Source organism: Halapricum salinum (assembly GCF_004799665.1).
In the GTDB taxonomy this organism is placed as follows: domain Archaea; phylum Halobacteriota; class Halobacteria; order Halobacteriales; family Haloarculaceae; genus Halapricum; species Halapricum salinum.
This window is the reverse complement of record NZ_CP031310.1, coordinates 333,650-354,849: the sequence shown is the minus strand read 5'-3', so window position 1 is coordinate 354,849 and position 21,200 is coordinate 333,650. Positions and strand designations below refer to the sequence as shown.

17 protein-coding genes, 1 tRNA gene and 1 pseudogene are annotated in these 21,200 nt (G+C 62.0%); 2 read left to right on the top strand and 17 right to left on the bottom strand.

Features of this window, described 5'->3' with window-relative positions:
• Positions 1-16: 16 nt before the first annotated feature.
• From DV733_RS01700 to DV733_RS01685, 4 genes are read right to left on the bottom strand one after another with little or no spacing between them, the layout of a single operon-like run.
• On the bottom strand, positions 17-658 hold the full coding sequence (locus tag DV733_RS01700) for a 30S ribosomal protein S3ae (protein ID WP_049993458.1): 642 nt from the start codon (positions 656-658) through the stop codon (positions 17-19).
• The gene (locus tag DV733_RS01695; RefSeq protein ID WP_049993457.1) at positions 655-897 is read right to left on the bottom strand and encodes a KEOPS complex subunit Pcc1; all 243 of its coding nucleotides are present in this window, start codon (positions 895-897) and stop codon (positions 655-657) included. The genes DV733_RS01700 and DV733_RS01695 overlap by 4 nt, the downstream gene beginning before the upstream one ends.
• Positions 894-2,024, bottom strand: coding sequence for a hypothetical protein (locus DV733_RS01690; RefSeq protein ID WP_049993456.1), 1,131 nt, complete (start codon positions 2,022-2,024; stop codon positions 894-896). Before DV733_RS01690 ends, DV733_RS01695 begins: the two co-directional genes overlap by 4 nt.
• Entirely contained in the window at positions 2,025-2,489 is a 465-nt protein-coding gene (locus DV733_RS01685; protein WP_049993455.1) for a 30S ribosomal protein S15, read from the bottom strand.
• Positions 2,490-2,829: 340 nt separating this feature from the next.
• Between DV733_RS01685 and DV733_RS01680 the strand changes: the two genes are divergently transcribed.
• Entirely contained in the window at positions 2,830-4,401 is a 1,572-nt protein-coding gene (locus tag DV733_RS01680; RefSeq protein WP_049993454.1) for a DUF7289 family protein, read from the top strand.
• Between the two features lie 30 nt (positions 4,402-4,431).
• Here the strand turns inward: DV733_RS01680 and DV733_RS01675 are convergent, their stop codons facing one another.
• From DV733_RS01675 to DV733_RS01655, 5 genes are read right to left on the bottom strand one after another with little or no spacing between them, the layout of a single operon-like run.
• Positions 4,432-5,163: a DUF7289 family protein gene (locus DV733_RS01675; RefSeq protein ID WP_154019521.1), complete on the bottom strand. Its 732-nt coding sequence runs from the start codon at positions 5,161-5,163 to the stop codon at positions 4,432-4,434.
• A gap of 43 nt (positions 5,164-5,206) precedes the next feature.
• The gene (locus tag DV733_RS01670; protein ID WP_049993452.1) at positions 5,207-5,677 is read right to left on the bottom strand and encodes a DUF7266 family protein; all 471 of its coding nucleotides are present in this window, start codon (positions 5,675-5,677) and stop codon (positions 5,207-5,209) included.
• Positions 5,670-6,635 carry a DUF7261 family protein gene (locus DV733_RS01665; protein WP_049993451.1) on the bottom strand — a complete coding sequence of 322 codons (966 nt, stop codon included), beginning with the start codon at positions 6,633-6,635 and terminating at the stop codon, positions 5,670-5,672. The genes DV733_RS01670 and DV733_RS01665 overlap by 8 nt, the downstream gene beginning before the upstream one ends.
• The gene (locus DV733_RS01660) at positions 6,623-7,204 is read right to left on the bottom strand and encodes a DUF7288 family protein (RefSeq protein WP_049993450.1); all 582 of its coding nucleotides are present in this window, start codon (positions 7,202-7,204) and stop codon (positions 6,623-6,625) included. Before DV733_RS01660 ends, DV733_RS01665 begins: the two co-directional genes overlap by 13 nt.
• A complete protein-coding gene (locus DV733_RS01655) occupies positions 7,198-7,752 on the bottom strand; it encodes a DUF7287 family protein (RefSeq protein ID WP_049993449.1) in 555 nt (184 codons plus the stop codon). Before DV733_RS01655 ends, DV733_RS01660 begins: the two co-directional genes overlap by 7 nt.
• Before the next feature lie 286 nt (positions 7,753-8,038).
• On the opposite strand from DV733_RS01655, the gene DV733_RS01650 reads away from it, so the two are divergent.
• Positions 8,039-8,110: transfer RNA gene (locus DV733_RS01650), tRNA-Ala, on the top strand.
• 102 nt (positions 8,111-8,212) lie between these two features.
• Here DV733_RS01650 and DV733_RS01645 read toward each other — a convergent pair.
• From DV733_RS01645 to DV733_RS01610, 8 genes and pseudogenes are all read right to left on the bottom strand, one after another.
• The gene (locus DV733_RS01645; RefSeq protein WP_049993448.1) at positions 8,213-10,501 is read right to left on the bottom strand and encodes a vWA domain-containing protein; all 2,289 of its coding nucleotides are present in this window, start codon (positions 10,499-10,501) and stop codon (positions 8,213-8,215) included.
• Between the two features lie 103 nt (positions 10,502-10,604).
• Complete coding sequence (locus tag DV733_RS01640) at positions 10,605-11,402, bottom strand: DUF7289 family protein (RefSeq protein ID WP_049993447.1); 798 nt, start codon at positions 11,400-11,402, stop codon at positions 10,605-10,607.
• A complete protein-coding gene (locus DV733_RS01635; protein ID WP_049993446.1) occupies positions 11,403-14,051 on the bottom strand; it encodes a DUF7266 family protein in 2,649 nt (882 codons plus the stop codon).
• Positions 14,052-14,299: 248 nt separating this feature from the next.
• Complete coding sequence (locus DV733_RS01630) at positions 14,300-15,331, bottom strand: DUF7261 family protein (protein WP_049993445.1); 1,032 nt, start codon at positions 15,329-15,331, stop codon at positions 14,300-14,302.
• A complete protein-coding gene (locus DV733_RS01625) occupies positions 15,328-15,978 on the bottom strand; it encodes a DUF7288 family protein (protein ID WP_049993444.1) in 651 nt (216 codons plus the stop codon). The genes DV733_RS01630 and DV733_RS01625 overlap by 4 nt, the downstream gene beginning before the upstream one ends.
• A 1-nt stretch (position 15,979) precedes the next feature.
• Positions 15,980-16,438, bottom strand: coding sequence for a DUF7287 family protein (locus DV733_RS01620; RefSeq protein ID WP_049993443.1), 459 nt, complete (start codon positions 16,436-16,438; stop codon positions 15,980-15,982).
• 128 nt (positions 16,439-16,566) lie between these two features.
• Positions 16,567-18,612, bottom strand: a pseudogene (locus DV733_RS01615) (type II secretion system F family protein); the annotation flags it as partial.
• Positions 18,609-21,143, bottom strand: coding sequence for a type II/IV secretion system ATPase subunit (locus DV733_RS01610; protein WP_049993442.1), 2,535 nt, complete (start codon positions 21,141-21,143; stop codon positions 18,609-18,611). The gene DV733_RS01610 and the pseudogene DV733_RS01615, both read right to left, overlap by 4 nt.
• Positions 21,144-21,200: the final 57 nt, after the last annotated feature.

Genomic DNA, 21,200 nt, shown 5'->3' with positions numbered 1-21,200 from the left:
AAGGCGAAAACAGTCGTTACTCGTCGACAGTGACGTCGTCTTCGTCGACGTCGACGCTGGTCTCTTCTTCGGCGGCGACTTCCTCGGGGTGAGCTTCGAGGGTGGCCTTCTGGATCTCGACCCGTCGCAGCGGGTAGATCGTCTTGGCCTCGTTGTAGATCGCCGAGGAGAGTCGACCCTCGACGACGCTGTCGATGAGGTCCTCGAAGGTGTGATCGACGGCGGTCTCCTTGACCATGTCAATCATCGTCCGGCGGATGGCCTTCTCCTGGCTCTCGTCGGCGTCTTTCGTGGTGAGCGCGACGGGCTGGATCTGGACGCGGTAGTCGTCCGTCGTCAGCACCGTGATGAACGCCTCGACTTTCGAGGAGCCACGGCGGACGAGACTGCGGACGTAGTCACGGGTGAGTTCGTGCTTGACGAACTCGGTGTAGGCCGTGTCGCTGCCGACGTCGTTGATCCGGAACGTCAGCTTCGTGTTGTTCTCGCTGGCGTCGTTCTTCAGATCGCCCAGCGTGGTTTCGATGGTGCGGTCGTAGAGCTGTTCGGGTTCATCTGCCGGTGTCTGACCGAGTTCCTCCCGCCCGAACTGCTCGGGGGCGAGGACGGTGTACCACCGCTTCTGTTGCTTCTGCTTGGATACGGATCGTTCGCTCATGTGTTATCGTGGTTGTCGTTGGTAGTCGTACACTGTACTGCGACGTCGAGGTTGACGACGTAGTCGTCTGCCGTCGAGTGAAGTCCGCCGGTCGTCTCCCGGTCGATGGTCGTCTCGATCGTCTCGCCGTCGACCCGGGTCGTCATCTCGTCGGTGTTGTCCGGCTCGATCGCGGCCGCGACTGCCGCTGCAGTCTCCGGATCGTCGTGTTCGGTCCGGACGACCAGTCTCCGGGTCATACCTGCATCGCCTCCCGGACGGCCATGATGACGTCCGCGGTCTCGGCGTCGACGCTGGCGACCGCGCGCCGGGGCGTCCCGAACGCGGTCCCCGATCCCAGGGACTCGATCGCGGTCTCGAAGACTGCCTGGAGATCGATGTCGGCCTCAGGCGTGGCGGCCGCGGCGGCCCGGCCGTCCGTCAGCGCGAGCACGACCGGCTCGGGCGAGCGGACGTCCCGGAAGAGCCGGGCGACCGTCTCGACCGGGACGTCGCCGTCGTCGCGAGCGACGAACAGCCCGTCGTAGCGACCCGTGGTCGCGGCGTCGATCGCCGCGTGGGCGCTGCGGGCGTGGCGTCGCCAGGCGTCGAGCGCGGCGTCGTGGACGTCGTGGCCCAGCGCCAGCGCGACGGCCGTCCCGGAATCCTCTCTGACTGTGGCCTCCAGAACGTCGGCGTAGCCGCCGACTGTCTCGAAGGGCCCACCGCCGTAGGGATGGAGTGCCCGGCCGATCGTCTCGGCCGCGCGCTCGCTTGCCGTCTCGGTCGAGAGGACTGCGAGTGCGAGTACCGAGGCGACCTGCCGACCGTAGTCGTCTGCGTCTGTGTCGAGTCCCGAGAGCGCCTCGCGGGCGGCCTCGGGGTCGCCCGAGAACGGCGCGTGCGTCAGCGTCGTGTGGGCGAGTCCATCGGCGACGTCCGCCGTCGGAATCGCGACACCGGGCCGTCGATCGAGACCTGCGACCTCGGCGAGCGAGGACGTGGTCGGTGCGTCCGCGGTCAGCGACCCGGCGAGTGCGAGCACCGGCTCGGCGCTGTCTGCGTCGAGTTCGCGAGCCGCCTCGAACGCGGTCGCGCTCGCGGATTCGGTGATCCCGGGCAGCGCGACATCTGCCGCGACGCCCGCAGGACCGAGCGCGACGGTCAGGTCCGCGTCGGTCGTCCGATCGGCGCTGGCCCAGGGCCGTGCGACACTGATCTGGAAGGGCGTGTCGACGGCGTCGAGGCTGCGCGCGAGGACACCAGCGGCTGCCAGCGAGTCGGCGTCGGCGGCCGCGACCAGCCGGACGAATCCGGCAGTCTGGAGCCGGCCAGCAACGTCGCTGGCGGCGGGGGCGTCCTCGTGGGATCGACCGGCGGTAGACATCTACTCGAGGTACTCTTTGGCGACGTCGTAGGTGTATTTGAAGTCCTCGTCGAGTTCGTCGCCGCGGTAGTAATCGACCAGGCGGCGGATCTTCGACTGGGTGTTCTGCAGGGCGCGCTTGTTCTGGTGGTCACCAGGGTTCTCGTTCATGTGCTCGCGCAGGCGAACGGCGCGCTCGAAGAGGTTGTAGAGGTCCTCGGGCAGGTCGCCCTCGGCGTCGTTCTCTTCGAGAATCTCGGTGACTTTCTTGCCCGTCGCGAGCTTGACGTCAGGGATCGGCGTGCCCTGAACGCCCTCGTCGCGCAGCTTCAGCCCGATCTGGCTGGGGCTGTGGCCGTCTTCGGCCAGCTCGACGACGCGCTGTTCGATCGCGTCTTCGTCTACGTCACTCCACTCCGGCGGTTCGTCTGCCACGGGCTTGTCCGAACTGGACGAGCCGCGGCGGCGTGTGTGCATTCGTGCCATAGTTCTGATTGGAACGACACTGACCGCTGGTGCGTGTGGCGTCATAGTGTCCGTTGTAACGATTTCCCGGTAGACCGCACGAAGGCGTGCGGTCGAGCCGGAACAAACTTACAACGGGGCACTATCATTCGCGCGTCTGCAGCAGGGCTGCGGTCGGCGCGTGACGCCGGACACGTCCGCAATCCCGGAGCCGCCCAATCGGACGGCGAGTCAGATTTGCGGTCGTGTGTTCCCACTGTCCTCTTCTCGCTGGGCCACTTGACGGTTTCTATCCGGGCCGAGACTCATCGCTGAGAAACGGCCAATAGAGCTTTGCATATCCAGAGACGAACCAAATATAATGACCGACACGTTCTCGCGGGCCCAGTCGGAGACGATCGGGTTCGTCCTCATCTTCGCACTCGTCATCGCGGGTGCGGGATTGACCGTCGCTATCGGCGGGAGCGGGATCCTCGACACTCAGTCGAGTATCGAGTACCAGCGCGCGGAGAACTCGATGACGCTGTTCGACTCTCGTGCAGCGATGGTCGCCCTCGGCGACTCGGGCGGACAGACCGTCTCGCTCGGGCAAGGCGGTGGGGCAGTCTCCGTCCACGAGGGCGACGGCTGGCTGCGCGTGACACATCACAACTACACGGCGGAGAATCCACCACACAGCGAAGTGATATTCAACGAGTCGCTCGGAAAGGTCGTCTACGAGAGTGACTCGGGGATCATCGCCTATCAGGGCGGTGGCGTCTGGCAGGTCGAGGGCAACGGCGACGCGCGGATGGTCTCCCCACCCGAGTTTCACTACCGCGGAGCGACGTTGACGCTGCCGGCGATCCGGGTCAACGGGGAGGGTTCGGCGAGCGGGAGCGTCGATATGAACGTGCGCCCGCTCCAGCAGGCACGGCTCGTCTATCCGAATCGGACGACCGACGAGGACGACGGCGTCGGTGCACCGTACGACGAGACAGCCTCGACTGACTACCGCAACTACACCAACCCCATTCGCACCGGGACCGTCAACGTCACTGTCAAGAGCGAGTACGCCGACGGGTGGGAATCGTACTTCAGACAGCGGACGACGGGTGAGGTCACCAGAGACGGTGAGAAAGTGACGCTGACGCTCTCGACCATCTCGGGGCCGCCCGGCGAGTTCGAACTGCCGACGTTCGGGACCGAAGACTACGTCGAAGCCTCGGGAATCGGCGAGGATCACCCGCTTGATCAGTTCGACACTTCGCTCGTCTACGGCAACGGTGGCGGGACGAACGAGTTCTCCTACTGGCACGAAAACGAGTCCGGAGCCCAGTGGGAATTACACATCTCGCCGGATATCTCCGGGAATTTCGACTGCGGCGACACAACCGACGTCTACGTCGCCCAGTATTACTACAACGGCAGCAGCCACGAGGAGTACGAGCTCTGGGAGACGACGATTCCGGCCAGTTCCAGCGCGGTCACGTGGGGCTGTAACGACGGCGAGCCGCAGCTCACTCTCGACCTCACCAGTACCGACAGCGCCACCGAGATGGCCTACAGTGACAGCGGCGTCAGCACGGGCGGCGGTAGTGGCGGCAGTGTCTGTGACGGCAACCAGTGGTGTTTCGGCTCGAACATCAACGACTGGTCGATGAAAAACGAGGTCACGCTCGACGGCCACGGTTCGATCAGCAGTTGCGAGCCCGGGACTTACACGCAGGGTGATACCAGTACGGGCTGTATGCTCGGGGACATCGTCGACCACTACCTGAGCGAGGCTGGACCGAACATCAGACTACACGCCAAGACCGGGCCGGGCGGGAGCACGCCGATCCAGCAAGATCCCTCGCAGGGGACGCTGCTCTATCAGGAGTCGACGGCCGGTCGGTTCGTGACGTTCCTGCACATCACCAAAAACGAAATCGAGGTCAGCCTGGACGCCTGAAAGTGGCTGTGGGTCACGCTTCCGACTGGATCAGGTCTCGAACTCGTAGATGATCAACGTCCGCGTCAGGAACACCGACTCGGGATCGTCGACCGTACAGCGGACGTTGTCCTCGCGAGGTGTGACACACGACAGTTGCTGTTGCTCCGTGAGATAGGACTTCCACAGGCCGGCTCGCGGCGACGTTATATTGAGGATGATCTTCTGGTGGCTGGTCGGATCCTCGTTGAATCCGGGCACGGACCGGCGCTGACGATTCACGGCCCGCACGCGGACCGTCTGGCCGCTCGTACTCGTGACGTCTCCGCGGTGGCGCGTCTGGACGATCGGGAGCAGGAGATTCTCGGAGGCGTTGACCAGCGGCGGGCCCGCCACCATCACGCCGTTGTCTCCCTGTGTGCGAAACGTCGCCCCACCGGCGTAGAGGACCTTCGAATCACCGCTCTCGAAGACGATGGGGTCGATCGGGAACTGGTTGACCTCTGTCCCGCCCGACGCGTTGATAGCCGAGACGTTCATCATGATCGGATCGCCGACCTGTAGCTGGGCGCTCTGGAGGCTAATCTCGGTCGCTCGACTCGGCGCACCTTCCTCGTAGATGTCGGCCATGTTGTCCGCGAGCACGTCGAACGCGCGCTCGGCGTTGTTGAGTTCCTCGGCGTCGCGCGTCTCTTCGAGCGATCCGAACCCGATCAACGCGACCAGAATCACCGTCGAGACGACCAGCGCGAACACCAGCGCGAACCCGAGGACTTCGCTCAAGCCTCGGTCATCCAGGCGTCCGCTCCCGGGTCGCTGGTCCATCCTATCGATCACTCCGCTGGACTTCCAGCGTGTCGCTGTCGGTGTAGTTCACCAGTATCGACCCGCCGTTGAGTCGGCTCATCTCGACGTCGGTCTGGTTGGAGAACTCGGCCTCGACCGTTATCTCCGGGTCCTGTGAGGTCAACACGAGATAGGGATCGTCGCCGCCAGTCACGCTGATCGTATATCCCGTCCCGCTGACCCTGGAGGGGAGTGACCGCCTGACGACGACGGTTTCGTTGTCGGTCGTCGTTTGTGCCATTCGGTCGGCCAGCGTGATGTCGGTGGCGATCTGTTCGCCCAGGACTTCCATCTCCGTGCGGATGCTCGTCTCGCGCTGCTCGGTGACGAAATCGCCGGCCGTGAGGAACAGCCCGATCACCAGCAGGAAGGCGATCGACAGCCCGAGGATGTAGCTGACCGTCATCGAGACGCCGCGGTCGTCGCCGTCGAACTGTCCTTTCTTACGCATCGTTCTCACCCGGGATCGCCTCTGCGTCGGTCGCGTAGACGTGATCTGCCGACTCGTGCAGGACGCGGATCGTCGCCGCGTAGATGGCCTGATCGTCCGCAAAGGGCGTGTCCTCGTCAGCACTGTAGTGGCTACTGGTGAAACTGGTCGAATCGACGACCAGCGAGAAGTTGCCCTGGATCTGATCGGCCTGCTCGTAGCGCAGCGAGTACGGCGTCGAGACACCGTCTCCGAACGATAGCGGCCCACAGGGCTCGCCGTTGATGGTCCCGGCAGTGAGGTCGATCTCCGGGTTCTCACCGACTTCACACTCTCCGGCCCCCTCGACGTCGACGATGACGTTGTCCGTCGTGTCGTCTTCGTAGATCCGGACTGCCCAGTCGTCGGTGCCGTCGTCGACACGGACGGTGAATGGATCGATACCCCCACCCAGGAACGAGATGAGGTCCTCCTCGACCAGTTGACTCGAATCTGTGATGTTGATTCTGAACGCGCGCGTCCCCTCGATGGAGTTCGCCAGTTCCCAGTCGGTGGTTGCACCGACGTCCGTGAAGTTCCGTGCGGTGTTGAACTGTCCGATACGCGTTCCACGCGTTACGCTCATCACCGAAACCTTGGTCCGGGTGCCGCCGGTCGCGACGATCGGTGCTGTGCCATTGTCCATCGCGGCGATCGACGTGGTGAGATTCGCGACGTGGTCGTCGTAGGACTCTCCGGTCTGGTTCTCGTTGACGTGTTCGATGAGCCGTTCGGTTCCGGCGGCCATGTCTGCTCGGTAGGCGATCGCTTCCGAGCCGTGGGCGTCCTCGCCACGTGTCGCCAGATTCTCGGTGTAGATCACCGAGTTCAACATCACGGCGAGCGCGATGAACGTCACCGCCAGCACGAACGCCGCGACGAGCATGATCTGGGCTCGCTCGCCGCCGCGGCTGGTCCGACGGCCGTTCAGATCCGCCACACGACCACCTCCACGCGGATCGTGTTGTGGTACCCGCCGTCCTCGATGTCTGGCGCGTAGAAGTTATCCGAGTCGATCTGCGGCCCGAGTCCCAGCTCTTCGGTCCGGAGCCGGCTCTCGTTGGTCAATACGAGCGTTCGACTCGCCATCACGGCGTTGTCGCTGGGCTCGCCCCGATATATCATCTCGTCACGGACCACGCCGCCGTCCGGCTCGGTGTAGGTGACGTAGACGTTGTAGGCGATCCCGCGATCCCCGAACGCCTCCTCCAGCGACCGGCCGAACTCGGTCGGCATCGTCTCCGTGTAGTAGCCGTTGATCGTCCCGTTGTGGAACCGCTGGCCGGTCGCGTTCCAGTACAACACCGACCGTTTCAGGTCTCCGTTCTGACTGGCGATCGACAGGATCCCCGCAGCGCTGGCCTGCTGCTGATTCTCGATGTGCTGGTTCGACGTACTGGCAGACAACGGTGTCACGGCCGTGATCTGGAGTGCGAAGACGAGGCTCGACAGCAACAACAGGGCTGCGACGACGGCCTCGAGCGTGTGGGCCTGTCCTCGGTTCACCATAGTTGCACCACCAGAAAGACCGTCTGGTCGTCGAGTTCGACTACTCGGCGGGCGGTCACCGACGACTCGACACCCTCGAGGTCCGAACCCACGGCCAACCGGGTGTCGTCTGACTCACCACAGTCGCTCCCGGATTCGAGCCGCGACCCGGCGGGATTCGCACTTTCGTAACACAACTGTTCGACCTCGGAACTCCCGGCAACCGATCCCCGGATCGAGACGTTCGCAAACTGGAAATCGCCGTATCCAACCCGCTCCTGAAGGGTTCCGCCCTCGTAGTTACACTCTGCGGGGACTGGTTCCGATTCGTCGAAGAAGGGGACGACACAGCCGTTCTCCAGCACGTAGGGCTCTGTCGGCTCTGCGAGCACGTGCTCGCTCAGCTGATCGGCAACTCGATTGGCGGTGACGATGTTCTCCTGGCCACCTTCTTCGAAGGGCTGGAGCGTTCCCGGGACGAACAGAAACACACCGGCGAGGACGACCACGAAGATCGTCACGCCGATCGTGAAATCGAGTGTCGTTTGTCCACGGTCGTCTCTACGCATCCCCGCCTCCCCTCCATGCGAGTGCGCGCTGTGGCACTGTCGCTCGAGTGGTCAGCTCGCGTTTGCTGGCTCTGGTCGCCAGCGGCCGTCCCGACGGATCAGATACGTACACGATTTCCCCAGGTGTCTCGGTTGGATCGCTCGATTCGCTTGCCAAAACCGTCCGCGGCGAACTGGCTTAGCTATTGTGGCCGAATTATCAATCCTGAAGAAACTACCCCCCGACGGACGGCGGTCTGGTTCGATGGGTTTAAGAAAACCCCTCGGGTATCTCTGGGTGCGTCGCGGGCTCGTAGATCAGTGGTAGATCACTCCCTTGGCATGGGAGAGGCCCCGGGTTCAAATCCCGGCGAGTCCATTCCGATTCCTCTGCCGTACCCAGGGAGTCAGCGACAGCGGTACGCTGATTCGATCGCAGTCAGCGCACGTTCGGACGAGGGCACGAACTGCCGAACGGCACTCAGCTCGATATTTCGACGTTGTCGACGTCGAAGTCGATGATTCCAGTCGGTCGGGCCTCTTCTTCGGAGAGGCCGATGCTGTAGAGCATCAACATCCGGTTGTCGGTGTTCTTGCCGTCGGGGAAGTCATAGAGGACCAGCACCTGATTGCTCTGGAGGGTTAGCTTCTCGGAGGTTTCGTTGTAGAGGCCGCCGTAGTTGTCCAGCGCCTCGGTGAGGTTCGTTTGCCACTCCGCGGCGGTCGTGTTGTCGAGGAAGTCGTTGAACGTCGCGGAGTCGCCTTTGGTGAAGACGGTGACGTTGTCGCCCTCGACGACCGTCGGATCGGTCGTATTCATCTCCGCACAGCGGGTGACCGGAACTGAGGAGCCGTTGATGACTTTCGACTGTCCGGTCCCGACCCATCTGTCACAATCGAATCTATTCGCCGTGAAGTTCACCATGTCGCCACCGGTGACTGCGAACGCGTGACTGAACGTCGACGGGGACGTCGGATCGTTGATATTCATCCACTCCTCGCCGTCCTCGGTCACGGTCGCGATTCGGCTCGTGTCACCGGTGATCTGGGGAGGATTCACCGTCCCGTTGTGCGAGAGGTTCGTCGTCAGGCCGTAGTGGCCGACCTGGTTGGTGCTGGAGACGTCCTCAGCGATGGCGGAGAATACTTCTTGGAGTTCTTCGGAGTCCTCCGCGAAGTAGTACTCGCCGCCGCCTTCGGTAGCGGTGTTCTTGAGGAAGCCGTCGTCGACGTCGTCTTCGTTGTCAGAAAAGCCGATCGTGTACGTGACCGTCCCTGTCCGATTCATGCGGTCAGCGATTTCGATCGACGCGCCGTCACTTCCATCATACTCGTCGTCGCCGATGTACCAGTAGTCGTCGCCGGTATTTTTGCCGTCAGTCAGCATCACGACAATCGTGTTCCGACTCTCGTTACTCCGGAGATCGAGCATCGTCGCCGCTTTCGTCATCCCTCCGGCAGAGTACGTCCCACCGATCGCTTCGGTCTCGTAGACCGTCGAACTGTTGAATTCCGCGAAGTCACTCGTCAACATCCGGCCGTTCGTTCTGTAGATCACACCTCTGTTGGTCCCTTCGTTGATTTCACGTTCTTCTCCGTGGAGCTCGTATGTCCCTCCCGACCCTTCCTCGTGGTATTGGTTGTACCCTGCAAGAGCCACGCGGTCCATGTCGCTATCGAGATACGTCGTGAAGTTCTGCATGGACTCGCGAACGGCTTCGTACTTGAATCGACTACCAGCGGACTGTGCCATCGACCCCGACTCGTCGACGACGAACACAACGTCGAGCGGCGGCCGGGTCACGTTTACTGCCTCTGAAATCTGTCTGACAGTTCCGAGTTCGGGCCGCTCGGAGAGCGGCTCGCTGTAGACCGTATAGGTGTTGTCGACACCTTTGGTGATCATAATGCCGTCGTCAGTGATCGAGACGTCCTTCATGTAGTCCGAGCCCGTGACGTTGACGACGTTGTTCCGCGCGTCGTCGGTCCGTCGGGGGAGCGCACTCTGATTGAGATAGACTTCGACCATCTGTTCTGACTCGTCGACGGTGAGATAACTGTCGCCCGGGTCGGCGGGCGTCCCATTCTGCAGGCCGGTTTCCTCTTCGAGGTAGTCCGTCCACGCCCGGTAGAAGTCGCTCTGGATCCGCATCGTCACGTTGTCCGGCCGGACACACTCACCCTGCATGAGCGTGTCTACGGCGTTTTTCGTATCGATGCGCGAGGTGTTCACGTCCGCGACGGCCTGGTTGACCCCGCCTTGGACCTGTCCGGTCATGTTCAACAGCGAGACGTCGATCGTCCCGTTGCGATAGGAGACGTCCGGGGCCGTCCTGAGAACGGTCCCGTTGTTCCGGGATTTGACCCACGTCCCACCGGCCTCGTAGGCGATGATCTCTCCGTCGTCACGTTCGAACCGGATCGAATCGAGTGGCTCTCGAACCGAACACGCGCTTCGCTCGTCTACTGTGATGCTCAGATACCCTTCGTCCTCGGTCAGGTACGCGTTCCGTTCGATGTTCGAGCCGATCTCGAAGTTGACCGTCTTCGCTGCACTCGACGACGCGAGCGTGCTCAGCCGGGAGTCGATCTCCTGGATACCGATCTGGGCCGACTCGTCGCTCTGGCCCTGTTCGGTCCGCTCGATCGTGTCCGCACCGAAATAGACGACGATCAACGACCCCGTGATGACCATCCCGATGATCAACACCGCCCCGATCACCTCTGAGGCCCCTCGTTCGTCGATGCGCCACTGCCCCCGTTCTGTCATTTCGTTGTCTCCACGCGTTGCTCTCATAGATCTACTCCTAAACAGGTGTGCGTCCGCTCTCTCGAAGCTGGCTGACGACTGCCGATGACGGTTGGGTTCCGGGTCATGAGTAGCTGACTTCGATGATCGATCGGCGGACGTAGACGTGGTCCAGATCCTCGCTGGCGCCACACCGGACCGTCACCGACGTGTCGGTCTGACTCGTGACAGACCAGTCGCCCGGCGCACGGTCGAAGTGATTGGCCCATTCGCGAGCGCGACTCTCGCCACTGAACGTGAACTGCAGATCGACCTGATCGGCCGCCGATGCATTGCCGACGTCGGTGTCCGACACCGGATACAACAACGAACTGTCGTTCAGACGGCCGGTGATTCGCAGCGTCCCGCTACCGCTGATATACCGATCTTCTTCGGCCCTGATTGTCACCAGCGAGAGGACGGCTTGCCCGTCGGAACAGACGAGTCCCGGATCGCGGTTGATGATGCCGCCGTCGGCGTTCGTCCGGACGCGGTAGGTCGCGCCATTCTCGTAGCCGATCAGTCGGTTATCGACTTCGTACTGCAGGGTGTTGAGTGGGAACGACTCGGTGTGTGTCGTTCCCGTGTCTGTGTCTCTGACCGTCACCGTCAGCGACGACGACTCTTCGACGGTGATCGAACTGCCACCGAGTTCGATCGCCTCGGTTCGGACGGTCGCCTGACTCTCCTCGAGTTCGTCGAACGACCGCGCGATCAACTCGAACGTTCGATCCGCGTTCTCGATTTTCTGGTGCTCGTTGAACGAGTTCAATTCGGCCAGCCCGAACGTCGCGACCAGCCCGACGGACGTCAGGATGATCCCGAACATCAGCGTGAACGCGACGACGTCGCTAACCGCTCGGCCTCGTCTCCGTTCGGACACTTACGATCCCTCCTGGAGGACGACGCCGTGCAGTTCGGGGCTGCGCTTGCTCGACGGCGAGTTCAGCTCCGCACGGACCCAGAACGTGTCCGCGTCCTTGTTGATCCCGGTGAGCGAGACAGTTCCGGAGCCGCTGTCGCTGGATTCGAGCGTGACCGAGTCCGACTTCACCGAGCCGCTATCCGGTTCGGCGTAGACCGTCAGCGTGATCGTCTCACCGGCGTCGATGTCGGCCTCGTAGTTGACTTTGACGTCGCTGTGTTTGCTGATCGTCGACCCCGTCCGTTTGTCGGTCACGATCGATCCTCTGGTCACGTTCGCCAGTCGCTTCACCTGATTCGCGTTCAGCGCGGTGTCGTAGATCCGGACGTCGTCGATGTTCGCGTTCGTATCTTGATCGGGTTCGTCGAGACTCCCCCCGATACCAATCCCGCTTCCGCTCGCGTCTGCGATCTCGTCGGGAGCCCCGTTTGCCCCGAGTGATGTACCGTCGACGAACGCTTTGACGTCTGCGCCGTCGAACACACCGACGACGTGATAGTATTTGTTCGTCGACTCGTATATGTCCATCTTGGGTGAGTCTTCCCAGTCACCCCACCAACTGTACCTTTCGTAAATGCTGAACATGAAGTCGTCGCCACTGTCTAGCGCCATCCGGTACGAAGAGTCCTTTTCGAAGAGTGTTCGGGTCGTCCATCCGCCTTTCCGGTGTTTGTTCACCCACATCGAGACCGTCACCTGATCGTCGTCGGACATCTCGAGTGAACTGTCGGCTGGCACCTCGACGTAGTCCCCCTCTCCGTCGAACCGCAGCGCGCTGGTCCCACTGATCCCCTCACTGGTGACCGTCGGCGAGCCGTGGATGATACCGTCGTTGTCTCCGACGACGTCCGCGACGGAGCCGCCGTCGAACGGCCAGTAACTCACCAGCGACGAGTCGACACTGCCCGGCGGTCGTCCGAGCGCGACACTGTCGGCTGTGTAGTCGCCGTAGTCGTCGTGGACGACGCCAACCGACGACTGATGCGCGTCCCAGTCGCTCTCGGTCTGCCAGGCGTAGGCTCCGCCGCCGAGGATGGTGGCCGTCCCGGACCGCGGCAGCGTCACGGCTGGCCTCCCGTCGGTGTCTTCGGCGCCCGTCAGTTCGACGGTGTGGGTCCCCGAGGAGACGGTGAGCGCCGCCTCGTACTGGTAGGTGCCACCGGAACTGGTTTCGGTGAAGTCCGAGAGCGAGAGGTCAGCGCTCTTCGAGGCGTTCGATATTTCGGCGTCGAGCGATCCGAGCTGTCGGTTCGAGTCGATGGTGACGACCACGTCGCCACTGGCGGCGTCGACCGAGTAGTCGGATATCAGTTGGTTACTCGGCGTGATGCTCGTCCGATTCGTCACGCCGTCGTGCCAGTACCGGAAGCTGAAGTTCGTTTCTTCGACGTTGCCACCGCCTTTGAACCGACAGATACTGACGCCCACGTCCTGTCCCGGGTCGATCTCCAGCGGCGAGTCTCCGGGGAGGCTGAGGAACGTCCCGTCGGGTTTGTCCCTGAGGTCGATCCGCCCGAACTCGTAGAATTCGTCGTAAGACCCGTCGTCGTCGAGGTCGAACGCGACTTCGTGGTCGTCTTCGTCACCGTATTCGAGGAAGTTGACGCTCTCCGGTGGATCGACGTAGATGTCCGTCAGCTTGACTTCCTCGCTCAGCTGGTTCGTCAGGCTCAACTCTGCGTTGACACCGGAACAGCGACCTTCCGAGCCACCCGCTACTTTCTCGAGGTCGTTGTTGTACGAGACGCCGGAGACTCTGAAGGTCGTGGTTTGATTCGCTGTCAGCCCTTCGTCGTCTTCGACGCGCACCGTCACGCTGTGGCGGCCGGGTGGGAGTGTCGTCGTGTACGAGGATAGATCGCTTCCCGAATCGACGACCGAGTCGTTGATCGACCACTCGTAGTCGATGATGGTCCCGTCGGGATCTTCGGCATCTGCGGTGAACGTGATCGGGGTGTCGACCACGGGATACCCGGGTGCGTATTCGATATTGTTGATGGCCGGCGGTTGGGGATTCGGATCGACGACTTCGCTGTAGGCGTTGCTGTCGACGTTCCGCCCGACACCGACCCGCATCGTTCGGGACATCGGAACGACGGCGTCGTTTCCGCTCCCTGCACCGCTGTTTTCGGCGGTCAACTTGAACGTCGACGGGTTCGCCCGGCTGACGTCCACCTCGACGTCGCCCGGGACGGTGACCGGGACCGTCTGTGAGACGTCCATGTCGACGACCGAGACGACGAGACACTGATCCGACGTGTGTGCTCTCGTGTCACAGTCGTCGTCTTCCTCGTAGGTGACGTGGTACTGGCTCCCGATGATGGAATCGGGTTGGTTGACGTAGACGGTCGCCGAGCCGCTCTCGTTGCTCAGCCCGATGACTTCCTGGACGTCGTCGGCCAGTCGATTGCCGATCGTCTCGACTTCGTCACGGGCGGCGAACTCCTGTTGGTCGGTCAGAAAGCCACTCGCCGTGCTGACGAGCGTGATCATCAACAGGCCGGTGATCGCGATCGTCAACGCGTGCGTCACCGGCGTCGAGAGCGCCCGCTCGTCGTCCCCGAATGCTGTTCGATCCCCACGCTGTTCTACGTCTCCCTCGATCATCCTGATTTCCCTCTGTTGCCGTCGATGACGGGGGAACCCATACTTTCCACCGTCATCCGGATCGGGGCGTCCGTCGGACCCGTTCGACCGCCGGTACTCCCCGGTTGTTCGTTAACGTAAACGATCCTCCCATATAGAGATAGTGGAGTGACTAGCGAGCGTGAAAACAGCGATTCGCTCGAGTTGGCCGGCGTCGCCCTGTCTCCACGGTCATCGATCGCTCCTCGAGATCCCCTCGTTAGGCTGTTTCAGGGGTCGTAGACGGTGATGTTCCGCACGGTGGCGAAATTCACGTCTGCAGATCGGTAGGTCAGATCGACCTGCCCCTGCCAGACGACCGGTGAGAGACAGGGCTCTTCGACGCCGTCGGGACAGTGTGGATACGGACGGTCAGTCCCGCCGTCTTCGGCGTCGATCGTGCTGGATTCCGCGGTGTGCCAGCTCTCGTTGACGATGATGTCGTACTGACCGGCCAGACGGTGACCCTTGGTAATCGTGACTGAATATGGCGGTTCGATCCATCCGATCTCGGGGAAGGTACACTCGCTCAGGAACGCCTCCCCGCGGCGCATGTCGAGGAGGACGCGACCACCCGTCGACTCACAGGAGGCCGATTCGGTCCCACCCGTGGCCGAGTTCGTGGCTTCGATCCGAAGGTCTGCTCCGTTTCCACCGTTCGATCGGTTGAACCGATACGTGAGCGTCGCGCCGGTGTCGTTGGTCAGTTCGACGGTCGTCTGCTGGCCACTCGTGTTCCGCAGGTCGACGTTGAAGACCATCCAGCCGACCTCCGTTGGATCTGCCACAGGCGACCAGTCACTGCGGTTCGAACTCAGGCCGCTGTCGTGTGCGGCCGGGTAGGTGAACTTTCGGTCACTCCCCTGGACGATCCGCGTCCCGTTTCTGAGCGTGTCGTTGTACGAGACGTCGACGAAGACAGTCCCGCTGGCGGCATACGATCGCGCAACAGCGTCGCTATAATTGGCGAGTTGCGCGCCGATACTCGCGTTCACGTCCGCAATCGCATCCGTTCGATCGGCACCGTTCACCCGAAGCATCAGCGAGCGAGCGCTCTTTTGGGCCTCGAAGGAGAACTCCTCGATCGCGGGTGCTTCGACCCGGGCCTCACCGGTCCCGACGTTCTCGGTGAACAGGACGGTGTTGACGACGATGGACAGCCCGAGGATGATGATCGCCAGTGCGACGGCCCCGACGAGCAACAACTGTCCCCGCCGGTCGGATAGCGCCGCTCCGTCATCGGGTTCGAGTCGTTCGATCACCAGACGATCACCCTGATTTCGACGACGTTATACACCGGTCCCGAGACGGCGTTCGGGACGGGATAGTAGCCGCTCTTCCCGTCGATCGGGTTCGTCGTCGGAGACGTGTCGTACTGCCACAACTCGGCCGATCCAGCTGTCGGCGAGGTCAGCGTCATGTTGTCGTACAGCGTGATCCGGTAGGAGGCCATCACAGAGCTATCCGACGGCGTTCCGCGTGAGGCGATGACCGTCCGTTGAATCCCATCGGTGGGATCTTTCGGGAGGTAGCGCATCTCGACGTTGTACTGGCGATCCCGAGAGTCGAACGTCTCGTTCAGGAGCGTTCCCAACTCCCCGGGAAGGCGCTGATTGCCGAATCCGATGTTCGGGTTGACAGCGCCGTAGAACGTCCGTCGGCTCTGTGACCAGTTGCGGGTCAGCTCCGACAACTGCCCGTCGTCGTCCCCGCCCGCGATGGCGAGGATGTCGTCGGCCTGCTGCTGGAGTTCCGTCCGGACGCCCTGATCGACAGTGCCCCCAGTCGTCGGCGTGATGACGACCGCCTGGAGGGCGTACAAAAGCGCCGTCAGCACGATGACTGCGCTGATGATCCCCTCCAGCGTGAACGCTTGCCCACGGTCTTCGGAGTGTAATTGGCCGCGCATGTTACCACACCCGTACCACGAGTCGGCACGCCGGCTCACAATCTGGGTTGTCGCCGTCCAGCGTCACGATGCGAGCAGACGTCGCTACTTCACGGTCGCCGACCTCGTTGTTCGTGGTATAGATGTTTCTGGTCCCGTCGAGCGTCTCGACGGTGACGTTGATGTTGGCCGCGATCGGTAAGCCGTAGCGATCCAGCAAGTCGGCCTCCGATCCGCCGAGCACGGTCGTCAATTCTGCCGTATTGAGGTGGTTCGGTGCCGACCCATCCGAGAGCGTGTTCAACATCTGCGTCGACACCTGCTCGGCCTGGGCCCGTTCTGCCCCGCTGGCCGAGGATTGAAACGGCGTCAACAGCCCCGGGAACAGCGACAGCACGAAGATGAACGCGATCAGGAAGATCCCGACCCCGACGGCGAAATCCTGCAGTGTCTGTCCCCGGGTATCACCCACCCATCGCATAGCTAGACCCGATTCCTCCACTGGACCAGACGTTCTCTGATCCGCGCTCGCGTTCCGGCGGTTGGGCCGACCAGCAGCAACAGCAGCGCTGCCTCGGTTTCGTTGCCGCCGCCGCCGGTGTTTCCGCCACCGACGGCGATCCAGACCACGAGCGCGATTGTCGAGAGGATCACTGCGAACTTCACGCCCGAGATGAGATTGACGTCCCGGATGTATCCGGCGATGAACGACGACAGGATCGCCTGCAGGGTCACCGCGTGGAAGAACAGCATCGACAGCGGCCCCAGATCGCCGCTGAAGCTCGCTCCAGACGGTGCATCACCGGAGGCGCCCTGGGTCGCTTCTCCGAGTCCCTGCATCGTATCGAGGAACTGCAATTTCAGCAATGCGATGACCCCCAGTAGCGTCAGGTAGGTCATGATGATGATCACGACCTGCATCCGCGTGCGGGACTTGCGCTCCCGATCGATGTCGTCCTGGTTCTCGCTCGACTGGGCGGCCGTCGAGAGCACGTCCTGGATCTGACTGGAGGCTTCCTGGGCCTCACTGATGAGCTTCACAGTCCGGGCCATCCGCGGGACGTGGAACTTGTTGTTGAACTCCCGCAAGCTGTGTTTGAGACTCGTCCCGTAGTTGGTCTTGGCGTGGATCGTCTCCAGCTCCTCTGCGAGTCGGCCCGAGGAAGTGTCGGCGACGACCTGGATCGACTCCAGCAGCGTCATCCCGGTGTCGTTGGCGCTGGCCAACTTCCGAAGGTTCTCAGAGAGGTTGCCGATGACGGACTTGCGGTAGCGCTGGTTCCACTCGTAGAAGATCGCCAGCGGAATGAAGTTGATGTACATCGGGACGTACACCCAGAAGAACGTCGCCTGGACGGGGTTTTTCGCGAAGCCTTTCTCTCCCCAGATGAAGCTATCGAACGGCAACGGCATCGGCGCCCAGCCTGCGAACAGCGAGATCCCCAGCGCCAGCAACGAGAGCGGGACGGTCACCGCGAGTACGTACGTCGGGTTGTCGCGGAAGAAGATGTGTGGCTCACGGACGATCTCCATCACCTGATAGGACCCCTCCTTGTTCTTGATCCGATCGAAGACGCTGTACTCGCCGGTGAAACTCTCGATCAGCCCAAGCTGGAAGATGCCGCCGCTGCTCTCGACGCGGTCGTCTTCGTCCCGATCGGGCTGGAGGTAACCGTCACCGATCGTGTCCTGCGTGACCGTCGAGACCAGCACCAGGAAGCCGACGCTGACCAGTGGGATCAGCCCGTAGACCGTCCCGTACATCAGCGTCGAACTGGCGTTGCCCATCATGTTCATGATCACGAGGATGATGATGAGCAGGAGTGGGAACAGCGACAGCGTCATGTACATCTCGCCGAACAGCTCCAGGGTCTCCAGCAGTTTCTGCTGTTCCTGTTTGGCCGTCCGCATGTGCTTGTTCTTCTGGTCTTCGAGGAAACTCGTCATGTCCCCGCCGGAGTTGATGATCGACAGCATGTCCGTCAGGAACTGGCTCAGCTCGTCGCTGGGGGTCTGCAACGCCTGGTTGCGGACCGCAGTCCGGTAGTCCGTGTCGAAGTATTCCGTTTCGAGGACGATCGACTGGAACTCCTTTGCGACCTCGCCGTAGGTGTCCTCGGCTTTGCCCATCGCGTGGAGGATCTCCAGCTGATTCAGACCTCCGACCGACAGCGCGTACATAAAGGAGATCGAGTCCGACAGCAGGACGTTGATCTCGCGCTTGCGTGCCGACGATCGAAAGTACGGGATCGACACGAGCGAGCCGAACCCGATCGCGAAGCCGATCGAGCCGAAGAACAGCCCCGAGACCAGTATCATCACCGGGAGTTTGATGGCGTTGACCAGCGCGTTGTACTGGCCGAAATCGATCCCGAGGATGAGGAAATCGTCGGGGAGGAACACGGTGACGAGCATGTACCCGACCAGCGTCCCGACCAGCCACAGCGCGACGCCTGCGATGGTCCCGACCGCGAGCGCACGCGAGAGGAACATCTCGACGTTGTCGGCCATCCGCGCTTCGGCGAGTTTCGTCTCGACGCTACTGACGAAGTCGCCCTCGTCGTCGAACAGCCACTGGAAGAGTGGATAGAACGTGTCCCCGAGCGTGCCAGTGCCACCGAGGCTGGCCTCCGGCGACCGTGTGTCGAGGCTCATCCGTCGTCAGTCGCCTCCGCACCGGCTTTCGGCACGAACTGACCGAACTCGACGGTCTCTTCCTGGCTGTCTTCCTCTTCGTCTGCGGGCACGGGTGTGATGTCTTCCTCGGACTCGATACCTGTGAGGGCACTGACGATGTCCGACGTCTCGGACGCCCGCAACTGCCTGAACAGCGGGTCGGCGTTGTCCAGGATCTCCTGGGCCTCCTCGCGCATGTCCTCGCCCGGATCGGGCCGCGGGACGAGTTCCTCTTTCTCCTGGTCGACTTCGATTTCGACGGACTCCATCTCCCGGAGGTCCTCGAGACTGCGTTCGAGCTGGTCGTTGGCGATCAGCGTCATGATCGTATCGGGATCGTTGATGAACGCCTGGATCGTCGCGGCGACCTGGGTGTAGGTGTTGAGTCCGTTCTCGATGAGATACGCGAGGACGACCTTGCGTTTGAACAACTCCTCGTCCAGGCGGTCCTGACCCCACCCGCGGTCGAACTTGATCTCTTCGAGGGTGTTGGAATTGCCCATCTGGATGAACTGGTCGGTGTCGGCTTGCCACTGGTAGACGTCCCGGACGTTGATCTCGTCGTTCTCGGGCGTGTACTCGTTGATCTCGGTCAGTGACTTGCTCCGGCGGACCTTCTTGCCGTCGGTCCGGGTCTGTGTCTGAATGCTCACCAGGTCCAGCGCCGTGAACAGCGTCTTCGAGACGTTGATCGGGTCGGTCGTGAACCGCTTGATGACCTCGCCCACGGAGTCGGCGTGGAACGTCGTGTACGTGGTGTGACCCGTCGACATGACCTGGAACAGGGTTCGACCCTCTTCACCACGAATCTCACCCATCACGATGTAGTCGGGGCGTTGTCGCAGTGCGGCCTCCAGCAGATCGAACTCGTCGACGTCACCCTTGTCGTCCTCACCGAAGGAGGGACGGGTGACGCTGGCGACCCAGTTTCGCTGGGGTAGTTCGACCTCGCGGGTGTCCTCGATGGAGACAATCTTCGAATTCGAGGGAATGAACAGCGAGACCGCGTTCAGGCTGGTGGTCTTCCCCGAGGCCGTCCCGCCGGCGAAGATCAGGCTCTTGTGGTTCTCGATACAGAGCCAGAGGAACGCCATCTGGTCCAGGCTGAACGTGTTCCAGTTGATGAGGTCGATCGGCGTGAACGGGACGTCCTTGAACTGACGGATCGTGTAGTTGGTCCCGTGGTCCGAGACTTCGTCACCCAGGGTAAGCTGGGCGCGCGACCCGTCCGGTAAGGTCGCGTCCACCTGCGGTTGCCGTTTGGAGATCCCTTTGCCCGAGCGCTGGGCGAGTTTGACAACGAAGTCGTCCAGCGTGGACTTGCCGTGTTCGACGTTCGAGATGATGTTCTCGTACTCGGTGTGATAGACGAACACCCGGGAGTTGTACCCGTCACAGGAGACGTCCTCCACGTTGATGTCGTGTTTGATCGGGTCGATCTTCTGATAGCCGATGAAGTTTCGCTTGAGTTTGTACAGCAGTTTCTCGACCTGGTACTCGGTGAGCGTCTTGGAGTCTTCGGCCAAAACCGCCGGCTCGGGCCGAGTCAGAATTCCTTCGAGTTCACCCGATACCTCCTCGACGTCGCTGCCCATCCCGAGCAGTCCCTTGATCGTCCCGACGGTGCCGCTGCCGTTTTTGACTGGCTCGCTGTAGAGGTCGTAGCGCTGGAGGAGTTGTTCGGTCTCGCGCTGGATGACGTCAGCGCGATCGGCCTCGGAGCCGTCGACGACGATGTCGTCGTCGGAGTACTTGATCGCCGTTCGAAGCTTGCGCGCCAGAAAGTCCTGTAGATTGACCTCTATCTCGTTGAGATACGGCTCGACGACGTAGTACTTGCGTTCGTTCTCCTTGCGCGAGTGGAAGATGATGACACACGCGTATGGCTTGTTCACCCAGTAGCGTTCGACCTCGTAGAAGTGCTTTTTCTTCTCCAGGGGGACGGTCTTCTCCAGGTCGTAGCGATTGACGACGGTCGTGTGCCCCTCGACCGTCGAGAAGAAGGCGTCCTCGTCTAATTCCTCGTTGACGTCGACGGTCCGCTCGTCGACGAGATGTTTGAGCGTGCTCGCGCGGTCCTCGGCGAGACTGAGTTCCCCTTCGACTTCGTCCTCGCCGAAGCCGAGGTACTCTTCCAGTTCGAACGGGATCTTGTTCCCGTCGCCGTCACGCGGTGCCCGGTCGCCCTCTTCGTAGTAGTACTCTCGCTTGAAGTGTTCGAGCCGGTAGCTGCCCTTTACCACCGGCGTCGTCTCCAGATCCAGAAACGATTGCCAGTATTGATCGAGGGTCTTCCCGGCACTGGCACCGTCTTCGAGGTAGTCGTCGGTTCGCTGTGGGTCGAAACCCAGATACTTGCTGCGGTCGAACCGACCACCGTCGTGGTGCTCACGCCGGAAGTCCGACCAGCTGTACCCGGCACCGGCCTCTTCGTTGACGTTCTGTAAGAGCCGGTCACTGCTAGAGCGAGTCTCCTCACTCTCCCCCCCGTCTGTGTCATCGATTGCCATTAATACTCCATTCGTCGGTACTGAGGAAAAAGCTTTACGTCAATCGTTAATATTTTT